Here is a 19,040-nt window from a genome sequence, read left to right on the forward strand (position 1 = left end):
TAAAAAAAGTCCTGATGAAAAAACCAGGACTTTTTTTTACGAGTAAACTTTTGGCTTAATTCATCTTCAGTTTCTTCTGAATATCAGCAACATAAGTTTTAAACTTTTTATCAGTATCAATTAAGTCCTCAACAGTTTGGCAGGCATAAATTACGGTAGAGTGATCTCTGCCGCCAAAAAACTGGCCAATTGTTTTCAGCGAACTTTTGGTATGCGCTTTAGAAAGGTACATGGAAATCTGGCGTGCCTGAACAATTTCGCGTTTCCGGGTTGATGATTTTACCATCTCGACCGGAACTTCAAAATAATCACAAACCAGTTTTTGGATAGATTCCATCGAAATCTCTTTATTTGAGTTTTTGATGAAGTTTTTAAGCATCTGGCGTGCTAAAGCCAGATCAATTTCTTTTTTGTTTAAGGTAGATTGGGCCAGCAAAGAAACCATCGCACCTTCCAGTTCGCGCACATTGTTGTCAATGTTGTGGGCAACATATTCAATCACTTCCTGCGGCAACTCGATCCCGTCCTGATAAATTTTCTTTTTCAAGATTGCCATCCGGGTTTCCATATCCGGGATTTGCAGATCGGCAGAAAGTCCCCATTTAAAACGTGACAGCAAACGTTCTTCCAGGCCGGAAAGGTCTTTTGGGGATTTATCCGAAGTCAGGATAATCTGTTTACCTGATTGATGCAAGTGGTTAAAAATATGGAAGAAAATATCCTGTGTTTTGTCCCGGCCGGCAAAGTTGTGCACATCGTCCACAATCAGCACGTCCATCGCCTGATAAAAATTTACAAAATCATTGATATTGTTGTTTTTTAAAGATTCTACAAACTGCGTGGTAAACTTCTCGCAGGAGACATATAATACCAGCTTCTCCGGAAAAGATTGCTTGATCTCATTGCCGATGGCCTGCGATAAATGCGTTTTACCTAACCCAACGCCGCCATAAATCATCAGCGGGTTAAATGAGGTGCCGCCGGGTTTTGCAGCAACAGCAAAGCCGGCAGAACGCGCCAAACGGTTGCAGTCGCCTTCTATAAAAGTCTCAAAAGTATAGTTTTGATTTAATTGCGGGTCAACCTGTAATTTGCGCAATCCCGGGATCACAAACGGGTTTTTGATATCCTTGTTGATAGAAACCGGTATTGGCATAGATTGATTTTTACCTTCGCTCCCGTTTCCGTTTGATGGCATGTTTGTGGTGTATGGTTTCGCGGAAGATTGCTCCATTACAATATTGTACTCCAGCCTTCCTTCCTCGCCCAACTGGTTTTTAATTGTTTTACGCAGCAAACCTACGTAATGTTCTTCCAGCCACTCATAAAAAAACAAACTTGGCACCTGGATGGTCAGCACACTTCCTTCCTGCCTGATGGCTTTGATAGGTTCAAACCAGGTTTTAAAACTCTGGACAGGAATATTGTCTTTAATAATGTTAAGACAGTTGTTCCAAATGTGTGTACCAATTTTTTCCATGTTGTTTTTCTTCAAAAGTGCGTTTCCAAACGATTGATAAGGTTTCTTATTCGGCCGTTTCAGAGATCGAAGATTCAAAAAAAAGATGTGGAAAAAAACTATAATTGACGATTTTTTGTAAGCCGCTCAAATGCAAGCAGATAAGAAATTCACTACAAGGTGTGCAAAAAAACCTAATAAAAACGCTTTGTTTTGATTGCTTTTTTTATAACGAAGCAGTTTACACAAATTTAACATGGATTTATGCTGATAAATGTTTTTATCTCAATATCAATTGTTTATGTATTAAGAAAATGTCAACAACATGTTTCAATATTAAAAATCAGGAGATATTTGATGCGGATAACCTGGTTTTTATAAGTAGTTATCCACAATGCTGTTTTTACCGGTATAAATTCAGAAAAGCTGTTCTGCCTCATCACGGATCAGGATGGCGGCAGCCTCGTACGGATTGGTTTCCATTTGGTTTATCTGCTCTAAAACAAGCCTGCAAAACTCCAGTCCTGTAGCATCCTCGGGCAAGGCTTTTATGGCACTATTCATCAGCATTAAAGTATCGTTTTTTACCCTTTTGGTGATTTGCCAGGCAGTGTCGCTTACATATAATTGCTGTGTAATGTTGTGCTGAAACTCATTCCTGATTTCGGCAATCAACAGATAATGCAGTTCCCCGGCAGAAAACCCGGGATTGTTCAAACGCACCAGGATATTAGATGGGTTTATGCGATCGATCAGTAAAAAAAGCCTTTCGTAAGCCTGCAAACGCAGCGGCAAAGTTTCTTTGGTAAAAGTTTGTTTCAGGCCGATCAGCTGCTTTTTTTCAAAACGGTCCAAATACGGGCGACCGATATAAAAAGCGGCCAGCACTACCAACAATCCCGAAACGGTTAATCTGATAATATCAAAAATGTAGTTGTTCAGCATAAAATTGAATGTTAGTAAATGGTCATAAACTTTGGGTGAATAATTAAATTGTGCAATTTCGGTTATATTTGTTATCAAATAAAATTTTGAGGATATGAGCACAATTATAGAAGCCGTTGCAGCACCAGTTTCATTTACACCGGGCGCAGTTGCAGAGTTAAACAAATTGATCGATCAGCAGGAAATAAGTCCGGATTTTGGTTTACGGGTTGGTGTTGAAGGCGGTGGCTGCTCCGGGATGAATTATATTTTAGGTTTTGATCAGAAAAAAGACGGCGATCAGGAATATTTGATTGATGGTGTAAGAACATTTATGCACAAAGCACATGGCATGTATCTGGCGGGAATGCAAATTGATTTTCAGGACGGTTTAAACGCCCGAGGTTTTACTTTTAACAACCCGAATGCGGCCAGCACTTGCGGTTGCGGCACTTCGTTTTCTGTATAATGCTTCTTTTATCACCTAAAAAATGCGCTGGATTTTATTGTTCAACGCATTTTTTGTTTTATAGCAGCAACGCATTTTTTAAAGGATAATCAAAAAGCAGTTTTTCCAAGTAAGTTGTTTGGAGTGCCCGCTCCAGGGCAGCAGCGTGCCGAACGTGGTGCATATCGCTTGAAATAAAATCCACTAAGTTATGATCGATCATCGCTTCGGCCATTTCCTTTGTTTTGCCGCCGTAATAACCGGTCAACGAAATCGTGTTCATCTGCAGATCACAACCCCAGCTTTTTAAGTTCTCACAGTTATCAAGGGTAAAATAAGGATAGCGCTCCGGATGTGCCAAAATAGGTTTGTACCCTTTGTCTTTCATTTTTTGCACCAGCGGAACCAGGTTAGGATGCGCATCAATAAAAGACATTTCAAACAATAAGTAATTATCTTTCATTGGCATCACCCTGCCAGTGTCTAACAAAACTTCAAAGCCTTCATCCAGCAAATGTTCTGCTGAGGCAAAAAGTTCTATTTCGAGATGCTGTTTTTGCAGCTCATTTTTCAGGGTGGAATGCGCATTGCTGATAGTTTCCGGTGTATTGCGGTAATAATCAACCATAATATGTGGCGTGGCGATAATTTTTTTGATGCCCAAATCCATCATCGCCCTGACTAACACAACCGATTCTTCCACGTTTTGCGCACCATCATCAATACCCGGCAAAACGTGCGAGTGCATATCTACCCCAAGCGTGCTTAAATCAAAACGCCTAACCTGTTCAACTTTTTTCCTGCTAAAAAGCCCAAACATTGTTAGCGGTTTTCGTACTGATCCAGATAATATTGCTGGTAGTTGCCAGAAGTGATGTTGTTGAGCCATTGCTGGTTGGCCAAATACCAGTCAACAGTTTTTTCCAAGCCCTGCTCAAAAGTAACGCTTGGTGTCCATCCCAACTCATTTTTTAGTTTGGTTGCATCAATGGCGTAACGCAAATCGTGCCCGGCGCGGTCTTTTACATAAGTAATCAGTTCTGCAGATTCTCCTGGCTTTCTGCCTAATTTTTCATCCATAATTTTACACAGCAGATTAACCAGGTCGATGTTTTTCCACTCGTTATGGCCGCCGATGTTATAGGTTTTGCCGGATGCAGCATTGTGAAAAATCACATCGATAGCGCGGGCATGATCTTCCACCCAAAGCCAATCGCGGATATTTTCACCTTTGCCGTAAACCGGGATTGGCTTTTTCTCCTGGATATTATGGATGGTTAACGGGATTAATTTTTCGGGAAAATGATTGGAACCATAGTTGTTAGAACAGTTGGAAATCACGGTGTCCATGCCGTAAGTATCCTGATAAGCGCGGACCAGATGATCAGATCCGGCTTTGGAAGCAGAATATGGCGAATGCGGATCGTAAGCAGTTTCTTCGGTAAACATGCCATCTTCACCTAAAGTTCCGTAAACTTCATCCGTAGAAACATGATAAAAACGGGTCTTGTCATATCTGTCTTTCCAAGTTTCGCGCGCTGCATTAAGCAGGTTTGCCGTGCCGATCACATTCGTCATCACAAACTCAATCGGATTAGTGATTGAACGGTCCACATGAGATTCTGCCGCCAGATGGATTACGGCATCCGGCTGTTCTTTCACAAAAAAATCATGGATAAAAGAAGCATCCACAATATCGCCTTTTACAAAACGGTAGTTGGGCTCGTTTTTAATATCCAGTAAATTCTCCAGGTTTCCGGCATAAGTAAGTTTGTCCAAGTTAATGATTTGATACTGCGGATAGTTTTTTACAAAACGGCGTACCACATGCGAACCGATGAAACCTGCGCCTCCGGTAATAATTATTTTCTTTTCCATTAAGTTATAAAGGATTGTCTTTGATATATTTTTCCCAGTTCCACGCTGTAAGCATCATGGCATCAACATCCAGTTCGGTTTTCCAATGAAGTTGTCCGGCGGCTTTGGTTACATCGCCCCAAACCTGTTCCACATCACCGCCGCGGCGCGGTCCAATTTCATAATTCAGCTTTACACCGGTGGTTTTTTCAAATGCGTGGATCACTTCCAGCACTGAACTTCCCCTGCCGGTGCCGATATTAAACACATCATACCCTCCAAAATCAACACCCGATTCCATATATTTTAGGGCTGCCACATGTGCTTTTGCCAAATCTACCACATGAATATAATCGCGCACGTTGCTGCCATCGGGCGTGTTGTAATCGTCACCAAAAACAGTCAGTTTTTGCCTTTTACCAATTGCGGTTTGAGTAATAAAAGGAACCAGGTTTTGTGGTACACCGATCGGTAATTCGCCAATCAAAGCAGAAGAATGCGCACCAACGGGATTAAAATAACGCAAAGAAATAATTTTGTTAGAACTGCCGGAAGCAACCACGTCCCGCAAAATTTCTTCTGAAACCTGCTTGGTATTGCCGTATGGCGAGGTTGCTGTTTTTATCGGTGCTTTTTCGGTAACCGGCAGTTCGTCCGGCTGGCCATAAACGGTACAGCTTGAAGAAAATACAAAATTCAGCTTTTTACCTTTGTAAGCTTCCAGCAGGTTTATCAGCGAAAAAAAATTGTTCTGATAATATTTTAACGGTTCCTTTACTGATTCGCCTACTGCTTTTGAGGCAGCAAAATGAATGATACCAGCCAGTTCGGGCTCCTTGTCATGCAATTCTGTAATATCAGCTTGACTGCAAAGGTCCAGTTTATAAAAAGCGGGTTTACGGCCAATTATCTTTCCCAACTGATCCAGGATTTTTGGATTAGAGTTGGAAAGATTATCCACAATAACCGGTTCATAACCGGCATTAATCAATTCTACAACCGTGTGCGAACCGATAAAGCCCAAGCCACCGGTAACCAAAATTTTTGCCATGATTATTTGTTATAATAAGCGAAATCTTTATGCTGAATTTCAATATCCGGCAAAGATTTAAAGTATTCATAAGTAATTTTTAAACCTTCCGCACGGGAAACTTTCGGTTCCCAGCCCAGAATGGCCTTTGCTTTGGTAATGTCTGGTCGGCGTTGCTTTGGGTCATCTGTTGGCAGCGGTTTGCTTACCAGTTCCTGATCGGTTCCGGTAAGTTTGATAATTTCTTCCACAAACTGCCGGATGGTAATCTCATCCGGGTTGCCGATGTTCATTGGCTGCGTGTAATCGCTCATCAACAAACGATGGATGCCTTCGATCAAATCATCTACATAACAAAAAGAACGTGTTTGCGAGCCATCACCAAAAACCGTTAGCTCCTCGCCTCTTAAAGCCTGGCCGATAAATGCAGGCAAAACCCGACCATCGTTCAATCGCATCCTCGGTCCGTAAGTATTAAAAATCCGGATAATACGGGTTTCTACCTGATGGAAAGTATGATAAGCCATCGTAATTGCTTCCTGGAAACGCTTGGCCTCATCATATACACCGCGCGGGCCAACCGGGTTTACATTTCCCCAGTATTCTTCAGGCTGAGGGTTTACGCTTGGGTCGCCATAAACCTCTGAAGTTGAGGCAACTAAAATCCTGGCTTTTTTATCTTTTGCCAAACCCAATAAATTATGGGTGCCCAATGAACCAACTTTTAAAGTCTGGATCGGGATTTTCAAATAATCAATCGGGCTTGCAGGCGATGCAAAGTGCAAAATGTAATCCAGTTTGCCGGAAACATGCACATATTTAGATACATCGTGGTTATAAAACTCAAAGTTTTCTAAAGGAAAAAGATGTTCGATATTGCGCAAATCGCCTGTAATCAGGTTGTCCATCGCAATCACATGGAAATCTTCTTTAATATATCTGTCGCACAAATGCGAACCCAAAAAACCGGCTGCACCGGTTATCAAAATGCGTTTTCTGTTTTCCATTATTGTTCGATGGTTTTTCTGCCGATACTGCTGTAATAAAATCCTGATTTGCTCATTTTGTCCAGATCGTATAAGTTACGGCCGTCAAAAATAACATTATTCTTAAGCTTCTCTTTTACATAACTGAAATCCGGCGTTCTGAAAACAGACCATTCCGTAACGATCAGCAGCGCATCAGCACCTTCCAAAGCAGCGTAACGATCTGTGGCATAAGTAATTTTATCGCCCAGCAACTTTTGTACGTTTGGCATTCCTTCCGGATCATAAGCTACAATTGCTGCTCCGGCTTTAACCAGTTCATCAATAATATACAAAGCCGGTGCTTCGCGGATATCGTCGGTTTCGGGTTTAAAAGCCAGGCCCCAAAGCGCGAATTTTTTGCCGACCACATTGCCTTTAAAATATTCCAATACTTTTTTTACCAGCTTAATTTTCTGGGCTTCGTTCACTTCCATAACCGAATCCAGGATTTTAAAATCGTAGCCGTACTCTTTGGCCGATTTAAACATCGCCTGCACATCTTTGGGGAAACAACTGCCGCCATAACCTACGCCCGGAAACAAAAAGCGTTTGCCAATCCGCGCATCGGCACCAATCCCGGCGCGCACCATATCTACATTGGCACCAACCAGTTCGCACATGTTGGCCACTTCGTTCATAAAAGTAATTTTTGTGGCGAGGAAAGAATTTGCCGCATATTTGGTTAGTTCTGATGACCGTTCGTCCATAAACAAAATCGGGTTCCCCTGGCGCACGTAAGGGCCGTACAATTCGCCCAGAATTTCCCTGGCTCGCTCGTCCATTGTACCGATCACTACGCGGTCAGGTTTCATAAAGTCTTCAACAGCAACTCCTTCCCGTAAAAACTCCGGATTAGAAACCACTGCTACCTCAACAGAAGAATGTTCCTGAAAAGCAGCCTTCACTTTATCCGCAGTACCCACCGGAACGGTAGATTTGGTGATGATCACTTTATAATCGGTTACAATTTTGGCAATATCTTTGGCAGCACCCAACACATAACTCAAATCCGCAGAACCATCACCGCCCGGAGGCGTTGGCAAGGCCAGGAAAATCACCTGTGCATCTTTGATAGCTTCGGCCAGGTCCTGTGTAAAATGCAGGCGTTCCTGTTTAATGTTCCGGTGAAAAAGTAAATCTAAGCCCGGTTCGTAAATTGGCAATACACCATTTTGCATGGCCTTTACTTTTTCTTCGTTAATATCCACGCAGATCACATCATTCCCGGTTTCTGCCAGGCATGTTCCGGTTACCAATCCTACATAACCTGTACCAACAACAGCAATTTTCATATTTGAAATTTAATTAAAAAATTAAGTTTTACCTTCGACGAATATATAGATTTTTGAATTGAGATGCACTTTTTATACTATATAAGCGTACAATTATACCAATTTGCTATTTGGCTTGCTTCGTTTTTTAACACAAAAGCAAAGCTTTGGATAGCTGGCCGCCGCAACCAAAAGCTTGTTACGGCAGATGCCAGCATTTGGTTCCATTTTGCTTCATTGGGCGAATTTGAGCAAGGCCGCCCGGTGCTGGAAAAACTCCGCGCCGAAAATAATACGCTAAAAACAGTAGTCACCTTTTTTTCCCCTTCAGGATACGAAATCCGTAAAAACACGCCACTGGCCGATTACGTTTATTATTTGCCTGCAGACACACGGCAAAACGCCAAAAAGTTTATCCAAACCATCAACCCTAAAATTGCGGTTTTTACCAAATATGAATACTGGTTTTTTTATTTTGAGGAATTGCATCAGCGGCAAATCCCGCTGTATTTGATTTCGGCCATTTTCCGGCCGCAGCAAATATTTTTTAGGACTTATGGTGGTTTTTACCGGAAGATGCTGCTTTTAGTGCAACATTTTTTTGTTCAGGACGAAAACTCTAAACAACTGCTGGCCAGTATCAATATCAAAAATGTTTTGGTGAGCGGCGATACGCGGTTTGACCGGGTTTGGGAAAATGCGCAACATGTTGAACCGGTTGCAATTATAGATATTTTTAAAGATAAGCGGCCGGTTTTTATTGCCGGAAGCACCTGGCCGCCCGACGAAATTTTGATTGGCGATCTGGTTTTTACCTACCCGAATTGGAAATTCATCATTGCGCCGCACGAAATCAGCCCGGAAAAAATCAATAATCTGCTGCAAAAACTTCCCGCAGAAAAAACAATCCGCTATACTGAAATAAATATTGATTTGAAAATTTTAAAGCAGAAACAGGTTTTGGTGATCGACAATATCGGCCTGCTTTCCAAACTGTATCAATACGGAAACCTGACTTACATTGGCGGCGGTTTTGGCACCGGCATCCACAACACGCTGGAAGCGGCGGCTTTTGGGTTGCCGGTGATATTTGGCCCGGTTTACCACAAATTTAAAGAGGCGCAGGATTTGATCGGGCTGCAGGCCGGATTTTCCATCATAAACGAAGCATCGCTGCAAAGTACCGTTTCAAAATTGATGAACGATAAAAATTTTTATGCGGAAGCTTCGGCCAAAGCCAAAAACTATACGCGGCATAATACAGGTGCAACGGAAATCATCTGCAATTATATCCGAAAACATAATTTTGATAACTGCTGAACAGGTGCTTTTTTAAGTTTTACAATGCTTCTTTTACTGCCTAAAATTTGCTGAAACACATTATGTTTTCTGTAAAGCTATACTCAAACCACCAGATTTATAGTGCTAAAAGAAGCATCAGGTTTTTTTTAGAAAAAATTTGAACAGGCTTCATAAAAATTAAAAACTTGTTTCAAACAAAAAAATCCTGCATCGTTTGCAGGATTTTTTTTGTTTGAAACGGTTGAAGCACGATGCTTCTTTTACCGGTATAATTTCGGTCAGTGTTTTCTTTTCACAATCATTTGGTTCAGTTCATTTCTGGAGAAATCCCTTGCTACATGGTTCAATTGCTCTTCGGATAAAGCCGTTCCGCTCCTGGAAGCATTCAGGGTTTTTACCTGTGGATTAGCAACCGAATATGTCCCTTTTACGGTATAACTGATCGCTTTGGCCAGCAATGCTTCGTTTACATCACCAAAATCATGGGTAACATCATCTGCAGCCTGCACGCCCGGATAAGTTGCAGAACCCGGCGTCATCCCGGCATAATAACCACCCTGACCGGCGGAATTTTTACTTTCAAATTCCGGTGTGTAATATTGATAAGCCCCGATCGGGATGGCAAAAAAACCAACCGGTTTGCCATAAGTTGTGGTTCCGATCAATTGCACGTTCATTTCAGGGATTAAATTGTTGATGGTCAGTTCGCTGGCGGAAGCGGTAGAACCCGTTACAATAAAAAATACGCGACCAATGTTTAAAGTACCTTGCTTTGAAAACAATGCCTTGTTATTGCCTGGTTTAAAATCACCTGGTTTTATCAGATATTTTTTTTCCAATAGCGGATATTTGTCATTCTGCAATTTATCATTATAATATTCAGTGTACATCAACGTATTGGTTTTTGCAGTAGGCACAATCAGGTTTGATAAATATTCTGCCGTTTCTACGGCACCACCACCATTGTAACGCAAATCAACCACTAAATCTGTAATTCCTGCGGCTGTAAAACTGGCAAAAGCGGGGTCTAAATAACCTTTTGCGTTTTTAGTCAAATCTGTAAAACTGTTAAATACCAGATAACCCATTTTTTTTCCATTTCCCAAATCAAGCACTTTGCTGCTCAAAACGGGGTTTACGGTATAACTGCCTGTGGCCATGGTTACATCAAAAGTGGTATTGTCAGGTTTTTTAAGGGTCATATTTATAGTTGTAGAATTAAAAAAAGCATCAACCACAAAATCGTAATTAGGTGAAGGATTGGCATTTGCATCGTAATCCAAAGCAGTTCTTCCGTTGATTTTAACAACCTGATAACCTCTGACCAATGCTGCTTTATCGGCAGGAGAACCCGGATATACATATTTTACCCTTAAATCTGAAACGGCTATCCAAACCGGTGTAAAACCATAATCACCTTTTGTCCCGCCCAAAGCGGTTGCCGTTTGGCCCTGATCGATAAAAGAATATTTAGCTTCGCCCGCATGGGCTGCATCATATTCGTAAGGCTTGCCGGTTGCGGGGTTTTTGCTGTATTGAGATAGCGCATCTACTTCACTTTGCAAAGCTTCCAAATCTGTTTTGCCTGTAAAACTCCGCGGATTTACGGTGCTGTACCCCGGCAAAGCATCGTACCACAAATTGTCTTCCCGGGTAAATAAATAAACCGAATCTTTTAGTTTATCCAAAGCTGTGCCCGTGTTTGGGATAGCATCCGGATTGCTGGCTGTGGGCAGCGGCTGGTTTTTTTTACAGGCCGAAAAATATATGACCGAAAACAACAAAGCAGTTAAGTAAAAATTATACTTCTTCATATTTTATTTTTTTACAATATACAAGTAATCAATAATTTGTAGAAACGGTTTTAGCCGGATTTTATTCTTTTTCAACAAAATCAAAAACCGTTGCATAATCAATCCCCGCGGCCTGCGCGCAAAGTTCATCTGCCTGATTGTTGCCGATCATCACCAAATCCCGACGCTGCAATTGATGTTCTGCCAGGATCAGGTGCAGCGCGTCCGGTTCCGGTTTTGGTTTGATTTCGGCAGCGAAATAACAAATCAGGTATTTTTCCAAACCGTTCCATTCCGTTTGCCGGATTTTGTTGAGCTGCTGTTTCCGGATCGCCGTTAGTTAAAATAAACAACTGTTTCCGGTCGATCACAATTTGCTGCAGCAGTTCCAATATTTGTTTGTACAACAATAGTTTAAGCGGAAGCCGGGCAGTTTTCAGCAAACGTTCAAAATTTTCCTGATACTTTCCATCCAGATTAAATGCTGTTTTTATCGAGGTAAAAACAGCATCCTCACCTTGCGTTTGATAGGTTTGCAGCATCAAAGCCAGCGTTTCTTTGCTGTTTAATTGTTCGGTATGTTCCAAAAAAGCGGCAAACAGATAATACACCTGCAAATAATAATCCTGCCTGGGGAAAAGCACATCATCCAGCTCAAAAACGAAAGCTTTTTTCTGCGGATCCAAGTCGGCATAACGAAAAATCATTGTACAAATAGCGGTTTTAGGTTGAACAATTCTTTCTGCTGGAATTGGATTTCAAACAAACCGTTCAGCTGCAATTGTGATCCAAGTTCAGCAATTTTTTCTTCGGATATAGAATCCAAATTCCAAATATATCCCAATTTTCCATCGATAAAAGAAGCATACATTTTTTGGTTTGAAACATTAAACTTTCGCAGGAAAAGCAATTCATCCGCAGCAAATAATTTGGCTGCTTTGATAAAAGTAATCACCGGTTTTCCATCTAAGTTATTCTTTTTAAATTGATCGTTGATGATCCAAACCAAATCCAAATTTTGCAAATTGGCAACCGCGATATTTTCCGTTGGATAACCTAATTGCAAACAAGCCTTGGAAAACTCAGCGAAGGAAGAAGTGATCTGGAACGATACTGTTTTTATGCCATTAAAATTGAGGTTTTCAAAAAGTTCTTTTGGATCAAACAATAATTTTCGGGTGATCAAATCCGGCAAATGAAGCTTAATATTGAATTCAGAAAATAATTCCACCGCTTCGGCCAGCAATTCCTGTTCTGCAAAACTCATCGCAAAAACAGCATCAATTTGCTGATCCAGACAAATATTTAACAACTGATGAATGTAATCCGCATCGGAAACTTTCGGCAACAACACTTGCTGCGATGCCAAAATTTGTGCGATAAAAGAAGCATCGCCATAAATAAACTCCAATTGCGGAAACCATTTTTGCAGAAAATAAACGCCCGGATTTTGTCCGCAGGTAATTAACACTTTCGTCATGCTTCGATCAGGCCGTCTTTCATCAGCACTTTGCGGTCGCTCATTTCGGCCAGTTCTTCGTTGTGCGTTACGATGATAAAAGTTTGGTTAAACTGATCGCGCAGCGAAAAAAACAACTGGTGCAGTTCCATTGCGTTTTTAGAATCCAAATTCCCCGAAGGTTCATCAGCCAAAATTAAAGCCGGACTGTTAATTAAAGCACGCGCTACGGCCACACGCTGCGCCTCGCCGCCAGAAAGCTGACTGGGTTTATGCGTTTTCCGATGACCGAGATTGAGCATTTCCAATAATTCCGAAGCACGCGTTTCCGCTTCCGGTTTTGTTTTTCCGGCGATGTAAGCCGGGATACAAACATTTTCTATCGCATTAAATTCGGCCAGCAAATGATGAAACTGGAAGATAAAACCAATTTTTTTATTGCGGAACGCGCTTAATTGTTTGGCGTTCATCACGCTTGTATCTTCATCGTTGAGCAAAACGCGGCCAGAATCCGGCTTGTCCAGCGTACCGATTATATTTAACAACGAACTTTTGCCAGCACCGGAAGCACCGACAATACTTACAATTTCCCCGGTTTTAACATCCAGGTCAACGCCTTTTAAAATGGCCAATGTACCGTAGGATTTTTTGATGGAACGCGCTTTCAGCATCCTGCAAAAATAGTGATATGGTTTTTAGGGTGCAATGCGGGAAAAATTGGTTTTTAATAAAGAATATGTTTAAAGGTTAAAGCAATGCTTAAATAACTTTTCGGTGTTGCTTTCCCCAAGTAATCATTTCCCCTAATAGCGGCCACAAAGTTCTACAATAGTCGGTCAATTCGTAATCAATGGTTATCGGCGTGCCATTACCAACTGTTCTGGACACCAGTTTATTCATCTCCATTTCTTTCAATTCTTTGGACAGCATCCGGAAAGTGATGTTTGGTATGCTTTTGGCAATTTCGCGGTAACGCCTGTTTCCGTTTCTTAAAGAAATGATAATGAGCATTTTCCATTTTCCACTAATGACGTACATGGTATCGTGAATGTATTTCATATCTGGGCAGGCATTGTCGTAATCGCATGCTGTTTTCATTTACAATCTATTTTGGTACTGCTATACTTTGGTATACTGCACACAAATATATAGCATCTTGTAGATACCTTTGGCATCAAAGAAAATATAAATGAAAAAGTTAGAAAACAAAGTAGCTGTTATCACAGGTGGCAACAGCGGTATTGGATTAGCAACAGCCATATTATTTGCAGAACAAGGTGCCGAAGTAGCGATCACAGGGCGTAACCAATCCTCTTTAAAAAGTGCGGCCGAAACCATTGGCGAGGGAGCAATCAGCATCATTAGTGATGTATCAGATTTAAACAGTATTAAAAATGCTTATCAGGAAGTAAGTGCAAAACTTGGCCAAATTGATGTGCTGGTAGTAAATGCAGGGGTAGATACTGCAGCGCCATTGGCTGATTTTACCGAAGAACTGTTTGACCAGGTGAGTAATATTAATTTTAAAGGGGCATTTTTTTCTGTTCAATTGGCCTTGCCTTATTTAAATGACGGTGCTTCCGTTATTTTCACTTCCAGTGCCACTAATGAAAAAAGTTTTAGTACTTATAGTGCTTACGCTGCTACAAAAGCTGCGGTACGGTCTTTGGCCAGAAGCTTTTCTACTGAATTGCTGGACAGGAACATCCGGGTAAATGTTTTATCGCCCGGTGCCATTGATACGCCACTTTATGAAAGGTCTGGTGCTTCAAAAGAGCAAGTTGCCGGTATAAAAGATTACATGGCTGCCAACATGATCCCTATGAAACGTTTAGGTACTTCAGAAGAAATTGCGGAAGGCTTCCTGTATTTGGCATCCGATGCCTCTAAATATATGGTAGGTGCTGAACTGGTGTTGGATGGCGGTGTAAAAACACTTTAATATTTTGACTTGTAAACTGGCTGGGCTTTCACAAGTTCGGCCAGTTTTTTTGAAAATTCATACTTTTCTTAGAAAAACTCAAGGGTTTCAGGTGCTTCTTTTAACACTAAAAAATTGGTGTTATCCTTTTTTGTTTAAATAAAAACGAAAGAAGCTTAATGATTTTTATGGCATAAAAGAAGCATTACAAACAAAATTAAAAATACTAAACAGCCTAAAAGCAAGTGTCGCACTAATCAATTTCGAATTTTTAATTCTAACCCTAAATTGTAGCTTTACCCAAAATCTCAACAAAATGAACATTCACGAATATCAGGGCAAAGCCATCCTCAAAAGCTACGGCGTTAGGGTTCAGGAAGGCATTCTTGCCGAGAACGTTGAACAGGCGGTGGAAGCAGCCAAAAAATTAAAGGAAGAATATGGTTCTGACTGGGTGGTGGTGAAAGCCCAAATCCATGCAGGCGGACGCGGTAAAGGCGGCGGTGTTAAAGTGGCCAAAAACCTGGACGATGTACGCGAAAAAACCAATGCCATTTTGGGGATGCAGCTAATTACGCCGCAAACCGGCCCAGAAGGCAAGAAAGTGAACAAGGTTTTGATTGCGCAGGATGTTTATTATCCCGGCCAAACGGAAACGAAAGAATTTTATGTTTCTGTGTTGATGGACCGCGCAAAAGGCCGCAACGTGATTATGTATTCTACCGAAGGCGGGATGGACATCGAAGAAGTGGCACATTCCACGCCGGAACTGATCCACAAGGAAGAAATCGACCCAAAAGTTGGTCTGCAAGGTTTCCAGGCACGTAAAATTGCTTTCAATTTAGGTTTGTCTGGCGATGCTTTTAAAGATATGGTGAAATTTATCACTGCGTTATACAAAGCTTATGAAGCCACGGATTCTTCCCAGTTTGAGATCAACCCGGTTTTAAAAACTTCCGACAATAAAATCCTGGCGGTTGATGCCAAGGTGAACATTGATGACAACGCCTTGTACCGTCATCCTGATTTTGCCGCAATGCGCGATACTGCTGAGGAAGATCCGATGGAAGTGGAAGCCAGCGAATCGAACTTAAACTATGTAAAACTCGATGGAAACGTCGGTTGCATGGTTAACGGTGCTGGTTTGGCAATGGCTACGATGGACATTATTAAAATTGCCGGCGGCGAGCCTGCCAACTTTTTAGACGTTGGCGGAACAGCAAATGCACAAACGGTAAAAGCGGCTTTTGGCATCATCCTGAAAGACCCAAATGTGAAAGCAATTTTGATCAATATTTTTGGTGGAATTGTGCGCTGCGACCGCGTGGCGCAAGGCGTTATTGATGCTTACAAAGAAATGGGCGATATCCCGGTTCCGATCATTGTGCGTTTGCAGGGCACAAATGCCGTGGAAGCCAAGAAACTGATCGATGAGTCCGGGTTAAAAGTTTTTTCCGCTATTTTACTGAAGGAAGCTGCGGATTTGGTTAAAGAAGTTTTGGCGGCATAAGAAGCTTCAACTTAAAACATATATGCAGGCTGTCTTGAAAGAGACGGCCTTTTTTGTGGATGCTGTTTTTATCAGATAAAAATTGGTGTTGAAAGGCAAAGGGTTTAAGGTGAAAAGTAATAGTTAGAAAGGTTGCGAACTTTGGCTCCCTCTCTTTTGGAGAGGGCTGGGGTGAGGCAAACTGCTGCATAAAAGAAGCATCTATCCACCGCAAACCTTTTTCTTTTAAAATTATTACAACATTATGCTGTTAAAAATCTATCCTGAAAATCCAAACCCAAAAGCGATAGCACAAGTTGCTGAAGTGCTGCGCAAAGGTGGTCTGGTTATTTATCCAACCGATACGGTTTACGGTTTGGGCTGCGATATCACCAACCACAAAGCCATCGAAGCCGTTTGCCAGCTGCGGAAAATGAACTGCAACAAGGCCAATTTATCGTTTATCTGCTACGATCTCAGCCACATTTCGGATTACATCAAACCCATTGACAATACTGTTTTTAGGGTGCTAAAAAAAGCATTGCCCGGTCCGTTCACTTTTATTTTTAACGCAAGCGGTTTGGTGCCTAAGCTGATCAGTTCCAACAAAAAAACGGTTGGCATCCGTATCCCGGATAATAATATCCCGCGGGAAATTGTGAAAGCACTGGGCAACCCGATCCTCACCACTTCCATTAAAGATGACGATGACATCCTGGAATATTCTACCGATCCGGAACTGATTTATGAAAAATACCAGGATTTGGTTGACATTGTCATCGATGGCGGCTACGGCGACAACATTGCTTCTACCGTTGTAGATTGCACTTCCGGCGGCTTTGAGACCGTCCGCGAAGGCAAAGGCGACCTGCAGGAATTTTTATAATGCTGTTTTTAGCACGGTTTTTTCTATATGGAGATTTTACTATTTGCTGATTTATGAAAATTGCCTTCTCCATCCTGAAAATAGCTGTAATTTGTTTCCTGATTTATAAATGTCTGTTCAATTCTTTCCTGTTTTTAATTGCCGGAATGTGGATCATACCTTTTTTACTGCTCATTTTGTTTGTTTATCTATGCAAAAGTTTTTTAGCTGAGGCCGGTTTGATTGCACGTCATTTTAAAAGTTTTCCACAATTAAATTTGAAAGACAAGCTGCCAAAATTAAATTTCAAAAATAAATTTGCTAAACATTTTACTTCCGAAACTATCTGAAACTCAACTTTACTTAGGCCCGGATTTTAATTTTGATACTGTTTTTATTCCCTGTTTTTCAGCCTGAAAAATACCTGATAAAAACAGCATTGTCGTAATTTTAACTTTCGTAACGTTCCGCATTCGCCAAAAACCGAAAAAAATCTTAATTTTGAATCCCGTACACAAGGATTTGTTTTGATACTCCATCAGCAGCAAATCCCTCAAAATTAAGCATGACTAAGTATATTTTTGTTACGGGCGGCGTTACCTCTTCGCTGGGTAAAGGCATTATTTCAGCTTCTTTGGCCAAACTTTTACAAGCCCGCGGCTATCGGGTTACAATCCAAAAATTTGATCCATACATCAACATTGATCCGGGAACGATGAACCCATACGAACATGGCGAATGCTATGTAACCGAAGATGGTGCCGAAACAGATCTGGATTTGGGCCATTACGAGCGTTTTTTGAACACGCCAACTTCTCAGGCCAACAATATTACTACCGGAAGGATTTATCAAAACGTGATCAGCCGCGAACGTGAGGGCGATTATCTGGGGAAAACTGTGCAGGTTGTGCCGCATATCACCGACGAGATTAAACGGAATTTTAAGATTTTGGGCGAAAATGGCGAAAACGACATCGTAATAACTGAAATTGGCGGCACCGTTGGCGATATTGAATCGTTGCCTTTTGTGGAAGCGGTGCGGCAGTTTCGCTGGGAAACCGGTTCGGGCAATTCGCTGGTCATTCACTTGACTTTGGTTCCGTATCTGGCCGCGGCAGGCGAACTGAAGACCAAACCCACACAGCACTCGGTAAAAATGCTGCTGGAATATGGCATCCAGCCGGATATTTTGGTTTGCCGCACCGAACATCATCTAAACCAGGAACTGCGGAAGAAAATTGCTCTTTTTTGCAACGTAAACATTAATGCGGTTATCGAATCCATCGATGCTTCTACCATTTATGATGTGCCGCTTTTAATGCTGAAAGAACAGCTGGATAAAACGGTTTTGACCAAATTGAAACTGCCGCACAACAAAGAACCGGACTTAGACAGCTGGAAAGATTTTTTAGGCAGATTAAAAAACCCGACCGGCGAAATCAGGATTGGTTTGGTTGGAAAATACGTAGAACTGCCGGACGCTTATAAATCAATTACCGAAGCTTTTATTCATGCCGGTGCCAAAAACGAGTGCAAAGTCCAGGTAAAATTTATTCATTCGGAAAATTTAACGGTTGAAAATGCGGCCGAAAAGATGCGCGGCCTTCATGGTGTTTTGGTGGCACCGGGGTTTGGGCAGCGTGGTATTGAAGGAAAAATCGAAGCCATCCGTTTCGTGCGTGAAAACGAAATCCCGTTTTTTGGCATTTGCTTGGGTATGCAATGTGCCGTGATCGAATACGGCCGTAATGTGTTGAAAATCAGCGATGCCAACAGCAGCGAAATGGACGAAAGCACGCCAAACCCCGTGATTTCAATGATGGAAGAACAAAAATCCATCACTATAAAAGGCGGTACGATGAGGTTAGGCTCCTACCCTTGCGATCTGCGTAAAAACTCTAAATCGGCATTGGCTTATGGCAAAAACCATATTACTGAACGCCATCGCCACCGTTACGAATTCAACAATCAATACCTTAAACAATACGAAGACGGCGGCATGGTCCCGGCCGGCATTAATCCGGAAAACGGACTGGTGGAAATTGTGGAACTGAAAAACCACCCGTTTTTTATCGGCTCACAATTTCACCCCGAATTAAAATCAACAGTTGCCAATCCGCACCCGCTTTTTGTTAACTTTGTCGCCGCTTCAATGGCTTATGCCAAAAAGAAGCAGATTGCTATTTAATTGGTA

18 protein-coding genes are annotated in these 19,040 nt (G+C 41.7%); 6 read left to right on the plus strand and 12 right to left on the minus strand.

Translation table 11 applies throughout. The annotated features are described in order from the left end of the window. Positions 1-55 precede the first annotated feature (55 nt). Complete coding sequence (dnaA, locus tag ACOFKR_RS10855) at positions 56-1,480, minus strand: chromosomal replication initiator protein DnaA (protein ID WP_419800819.1); 1,425 nt, start codon at positions 1,478-1,480, stop codon at positions 56-58. A gap of 396 nt (positions 1,481-1,876) precedes the next feature. After that, the gene (locus ACOFKR_RS10860) at positions 1,877-2,404 is read right to left on the minus strand and encodes a hypothetical protein (protein ID WP_419800820.1); all 528 of its coding nucleotides are present in this window, start codon (positions 2,402-2,404) and stop codon (positions 1,877-1,879) included. A gap of 94 nt (positions 2,405-2,498) precedes the next feature. On the opposite strand from ACOFKR_RS10860, the gene ACOFKR_RS10865 reads away from it, so the two are divergent. Further along, positions 2,499-2,852 carry a HesB/IscA family protein gene (locus ACOFKR_RS10865; protein WP_419800821.1) on the plus strand — a complete coding sequence of 118 codons (354 nt, stop codon included), beginning with the start codon at positions 2,499-2,501 and terminating at the stop codon, positions 2,850-2,852. A gap of 58 nt (positions 2,853-2,910) precedes the next feature. On the opposite strand, the gene ACOFKR_RS10870 is transcribed toward ACOFKR_RS10865, so the two are convergent. Genes ACOFKR_RS10870 through ACOFKR_RS10890 form a run of 5 tightly spaced genes read right to left on the minus strand, consistent with a single transcriptional unit; the run spans position 2,911 to position 8,038 of the window. Beyond that, positions 2,911-3,651, minus strand: coding sequence for a tyrosine-protein phosphatase (locus tag ACOFKR_RS10870; protein WP_419800822.1), 741 nt, complete (start codon positions 3,649-3,651; stop codon positions 2,911-2,913). Positions 3,652-3,653: 2 nt separating this feature from the next. Further along, on the minus strand, positions 3,654-4,709 hold the full coding sequence (gene rfbB / locus ACOFKR_RS10875; protein ID WP_419800823.1) for a dTDP-glucose 4,6-dehydratase: 1,056 nt from the start codon (positions 4,707-4,709) through the stop codon (positions 3,654-3,656). Positions 4,710-4,713: 4 nt separating this feature from the next. Further along, a complete protein-coding gene (gene galE, locus ACOFKR_RS10880; RefSeq protein WP_419800824.1) occupies positions 4,714-5,739 on the minus strand; it encodes a UDP-glucose 4-epimerase GalE in 1,026 nt (341 codons plus the stop codon). Between the two features lie 2 nt (positions 5,740-5,741). Continuing rightward, positions 5,742-6,725 carry a UDP-glucuronic acid decarboxylase family protein gene (locus ACOFKR_RS10885; protein WP_419800825.1) on the minus strand — a complete coding sequence of 328 codons (984 nt, stop codon included), beginning with the start codon at positions 6,723-6,725 and terminating at the stop codon, positions 5,742-5,744. Continuing rightward, positions 6,725-8,038, minus strand: coding sequence for a UDP-glucose dehydrogenase family protein (locus ACOFKR_RS10890; protein WP_419800826.1), 1,314 nt, complete (start codon positions 8,036-8,038; stop codon positions 6,725-6,727). The genes ACOFKR_RS10885 and ACOFKR_RS10890 overlap by 1 nt, the downstream gene beginning before the upstream one ends. Before the next feature lie 63 nt (positions 8,039-8,101). Between ACOFKR_RS10890 and ACOFKR_RS10895 the strand changes: the two genes are divergently transcribed. Continuing rightward, positions 8,102-9,337: a 3-deoxy-D-manno-octulosonic acid transferase gene (locus tag ACOFKR_RS10895; RefSeq protein ID WP_419800827.1), complete on the plus strand. Its 1,236-nt coding sequence runs from the start codon at positions 8,102-8,104 to the stop codon at positions 9,335-9,337. 260 nt (positions 9,338-9,597) lie between these two features. Here the strand turns inward: ACOFKR_RS10895 and ACOFKR_RS10900 are convergent, their stop codons facing one another. The 5 genes from ACOFKR_RS10900 to ACOFKR_RS10920 all read right to left on the minus strand — a co-directional run bounded on the left by ACOFKR_RS10900 (position 9,598) and on the right by ACOFKR_RS10920 (position 13,669). Beyond that, complete coding sequence (locus ACOFKR_RS10900) at positions 9,598-11,133, minus strand: S41 family peptidase (RefSeq protein WP_419800828.1); 1,536 nt, start codon at positions 11,131-11,133, stop codon at positions 9,598-9,600. Positions 11,134-11,194: 61 nt separating this feature from the next. Beyond that, positions 11,195-11,395 (minus strand): HAD hydrolase-like protein, encoded by a 201-nt coding sequence (locus ACOFKR_RS10905; protein ID WP_419800829.1) that lies wholly within the window; start codon positions 11,393-11,395, stop codon positions 11,195-11,197. 420 nt (positions 11,396-11,815) lie between these two features. After that, positions 11,816-12,592 carry a hypothetical protein gene (locus ACOFKR_RS10910; RefSeq protein WP_419800830.1) on the minus strand — a complete coding sequence of 259 codons (777 nt, stop codon included), beginning with the start codon at positions 12,590-12,592 and terminating at the stop codon, positions 11,816-11,818. Further along, positions 12,589-13,242, minus strand: a complete 654-nt coding sequence (locus ACOFKR_RS10915) for an ABC transporter ATP-binding protein (protein ID WP_419800831.1) — start codon at positions 13,240-13,242, stop codon at positions 12,589-12,591. Before ACOFKR_RS10915 ends, ACOFKR_RS10910 begins: the two co-directional genes overlap by 4 nt. 88 nt (positions 13,243-13,330) lie before the next feature. After that, a complete protein-coding gene (locus tag ACOFKR_RS10920; protein ID WP_419800832.1) occupies positions 13,331-13,669 on the minus strand; it encodes a winged helix-turn-helix transcriptional regulator in 339 nt (112 codons plus the stop codon). 91 nt (positions 13,670-13,760) lie between these two features. Between ACOFKR_RS10920 and ACOFKR_RS10925 the strand changes: the two genes are divergently transcribed. From ACOFKR_RS10925 to ACOFKR_RS10940, 4 genes are all read left to right on the plus strand, one after another. Beyond that, positions 13,761-14,513 (plus strand): SDR family oxidoreductase, encoded by a 753-nt coding sequence (locus tag ACOFKR_RS10925; RefSeq protein ID WP_419800833.1) that lies wholly within the window; start codon positions 13,761-13,763, stop codon positions 14,511-14,513. Between the two features lie 295 nt (positions 14,514-14,808). Further along, a complete protein-coding gene (sucC, locus tag ACOFKR_RS10930; RefSeq protein WP_419800834.1) occupies positions 14,809-16,002 on the plus strand; it encodes an ADP-forming succinate--CoA ligase subunit beta in 1,194 nt (397 codons plus the stop codon). 244 nt (positions 16,003-16,246) lie between these two features. Then, on the plus strand, positions 16,247-16,867 hold the full coding sequence (locus ACOFKR_RS10935; RefSeq protein WP_419800835.1) for an L-threonylcarbamoyladenylate synthase: 621 nt from the start codon (positions 16,247-16,249) through the stop codon (positions 16,865-16,867). A 544-nt stretch (positions 16,868-17,411) separates the two neighbouring features. Beyond that, positions 17,412-19,034 carry a CTP synthase gene (locus ACOFKR_RS10940; RefSeq protein WP_419800836.1) on the plus strand — a complete coding sequence of 541 codons (1,623 nt, stop codon included), beginning with the start codon at positions 17,412-17,414 and terminating at the stop codon, positions 19,032-19,034. Positions 19,035-19,040: the final 6 nt, after the last annotated feature.

The organism is Mucilaginibacter sp., assembly GCF_965201005.1.
Lineage (GTDB): Bacteria > Bacteroidota > Bacteroidia > Sphingobacteriales > Sphingobacteriaceae > Mucilaginibacter_A.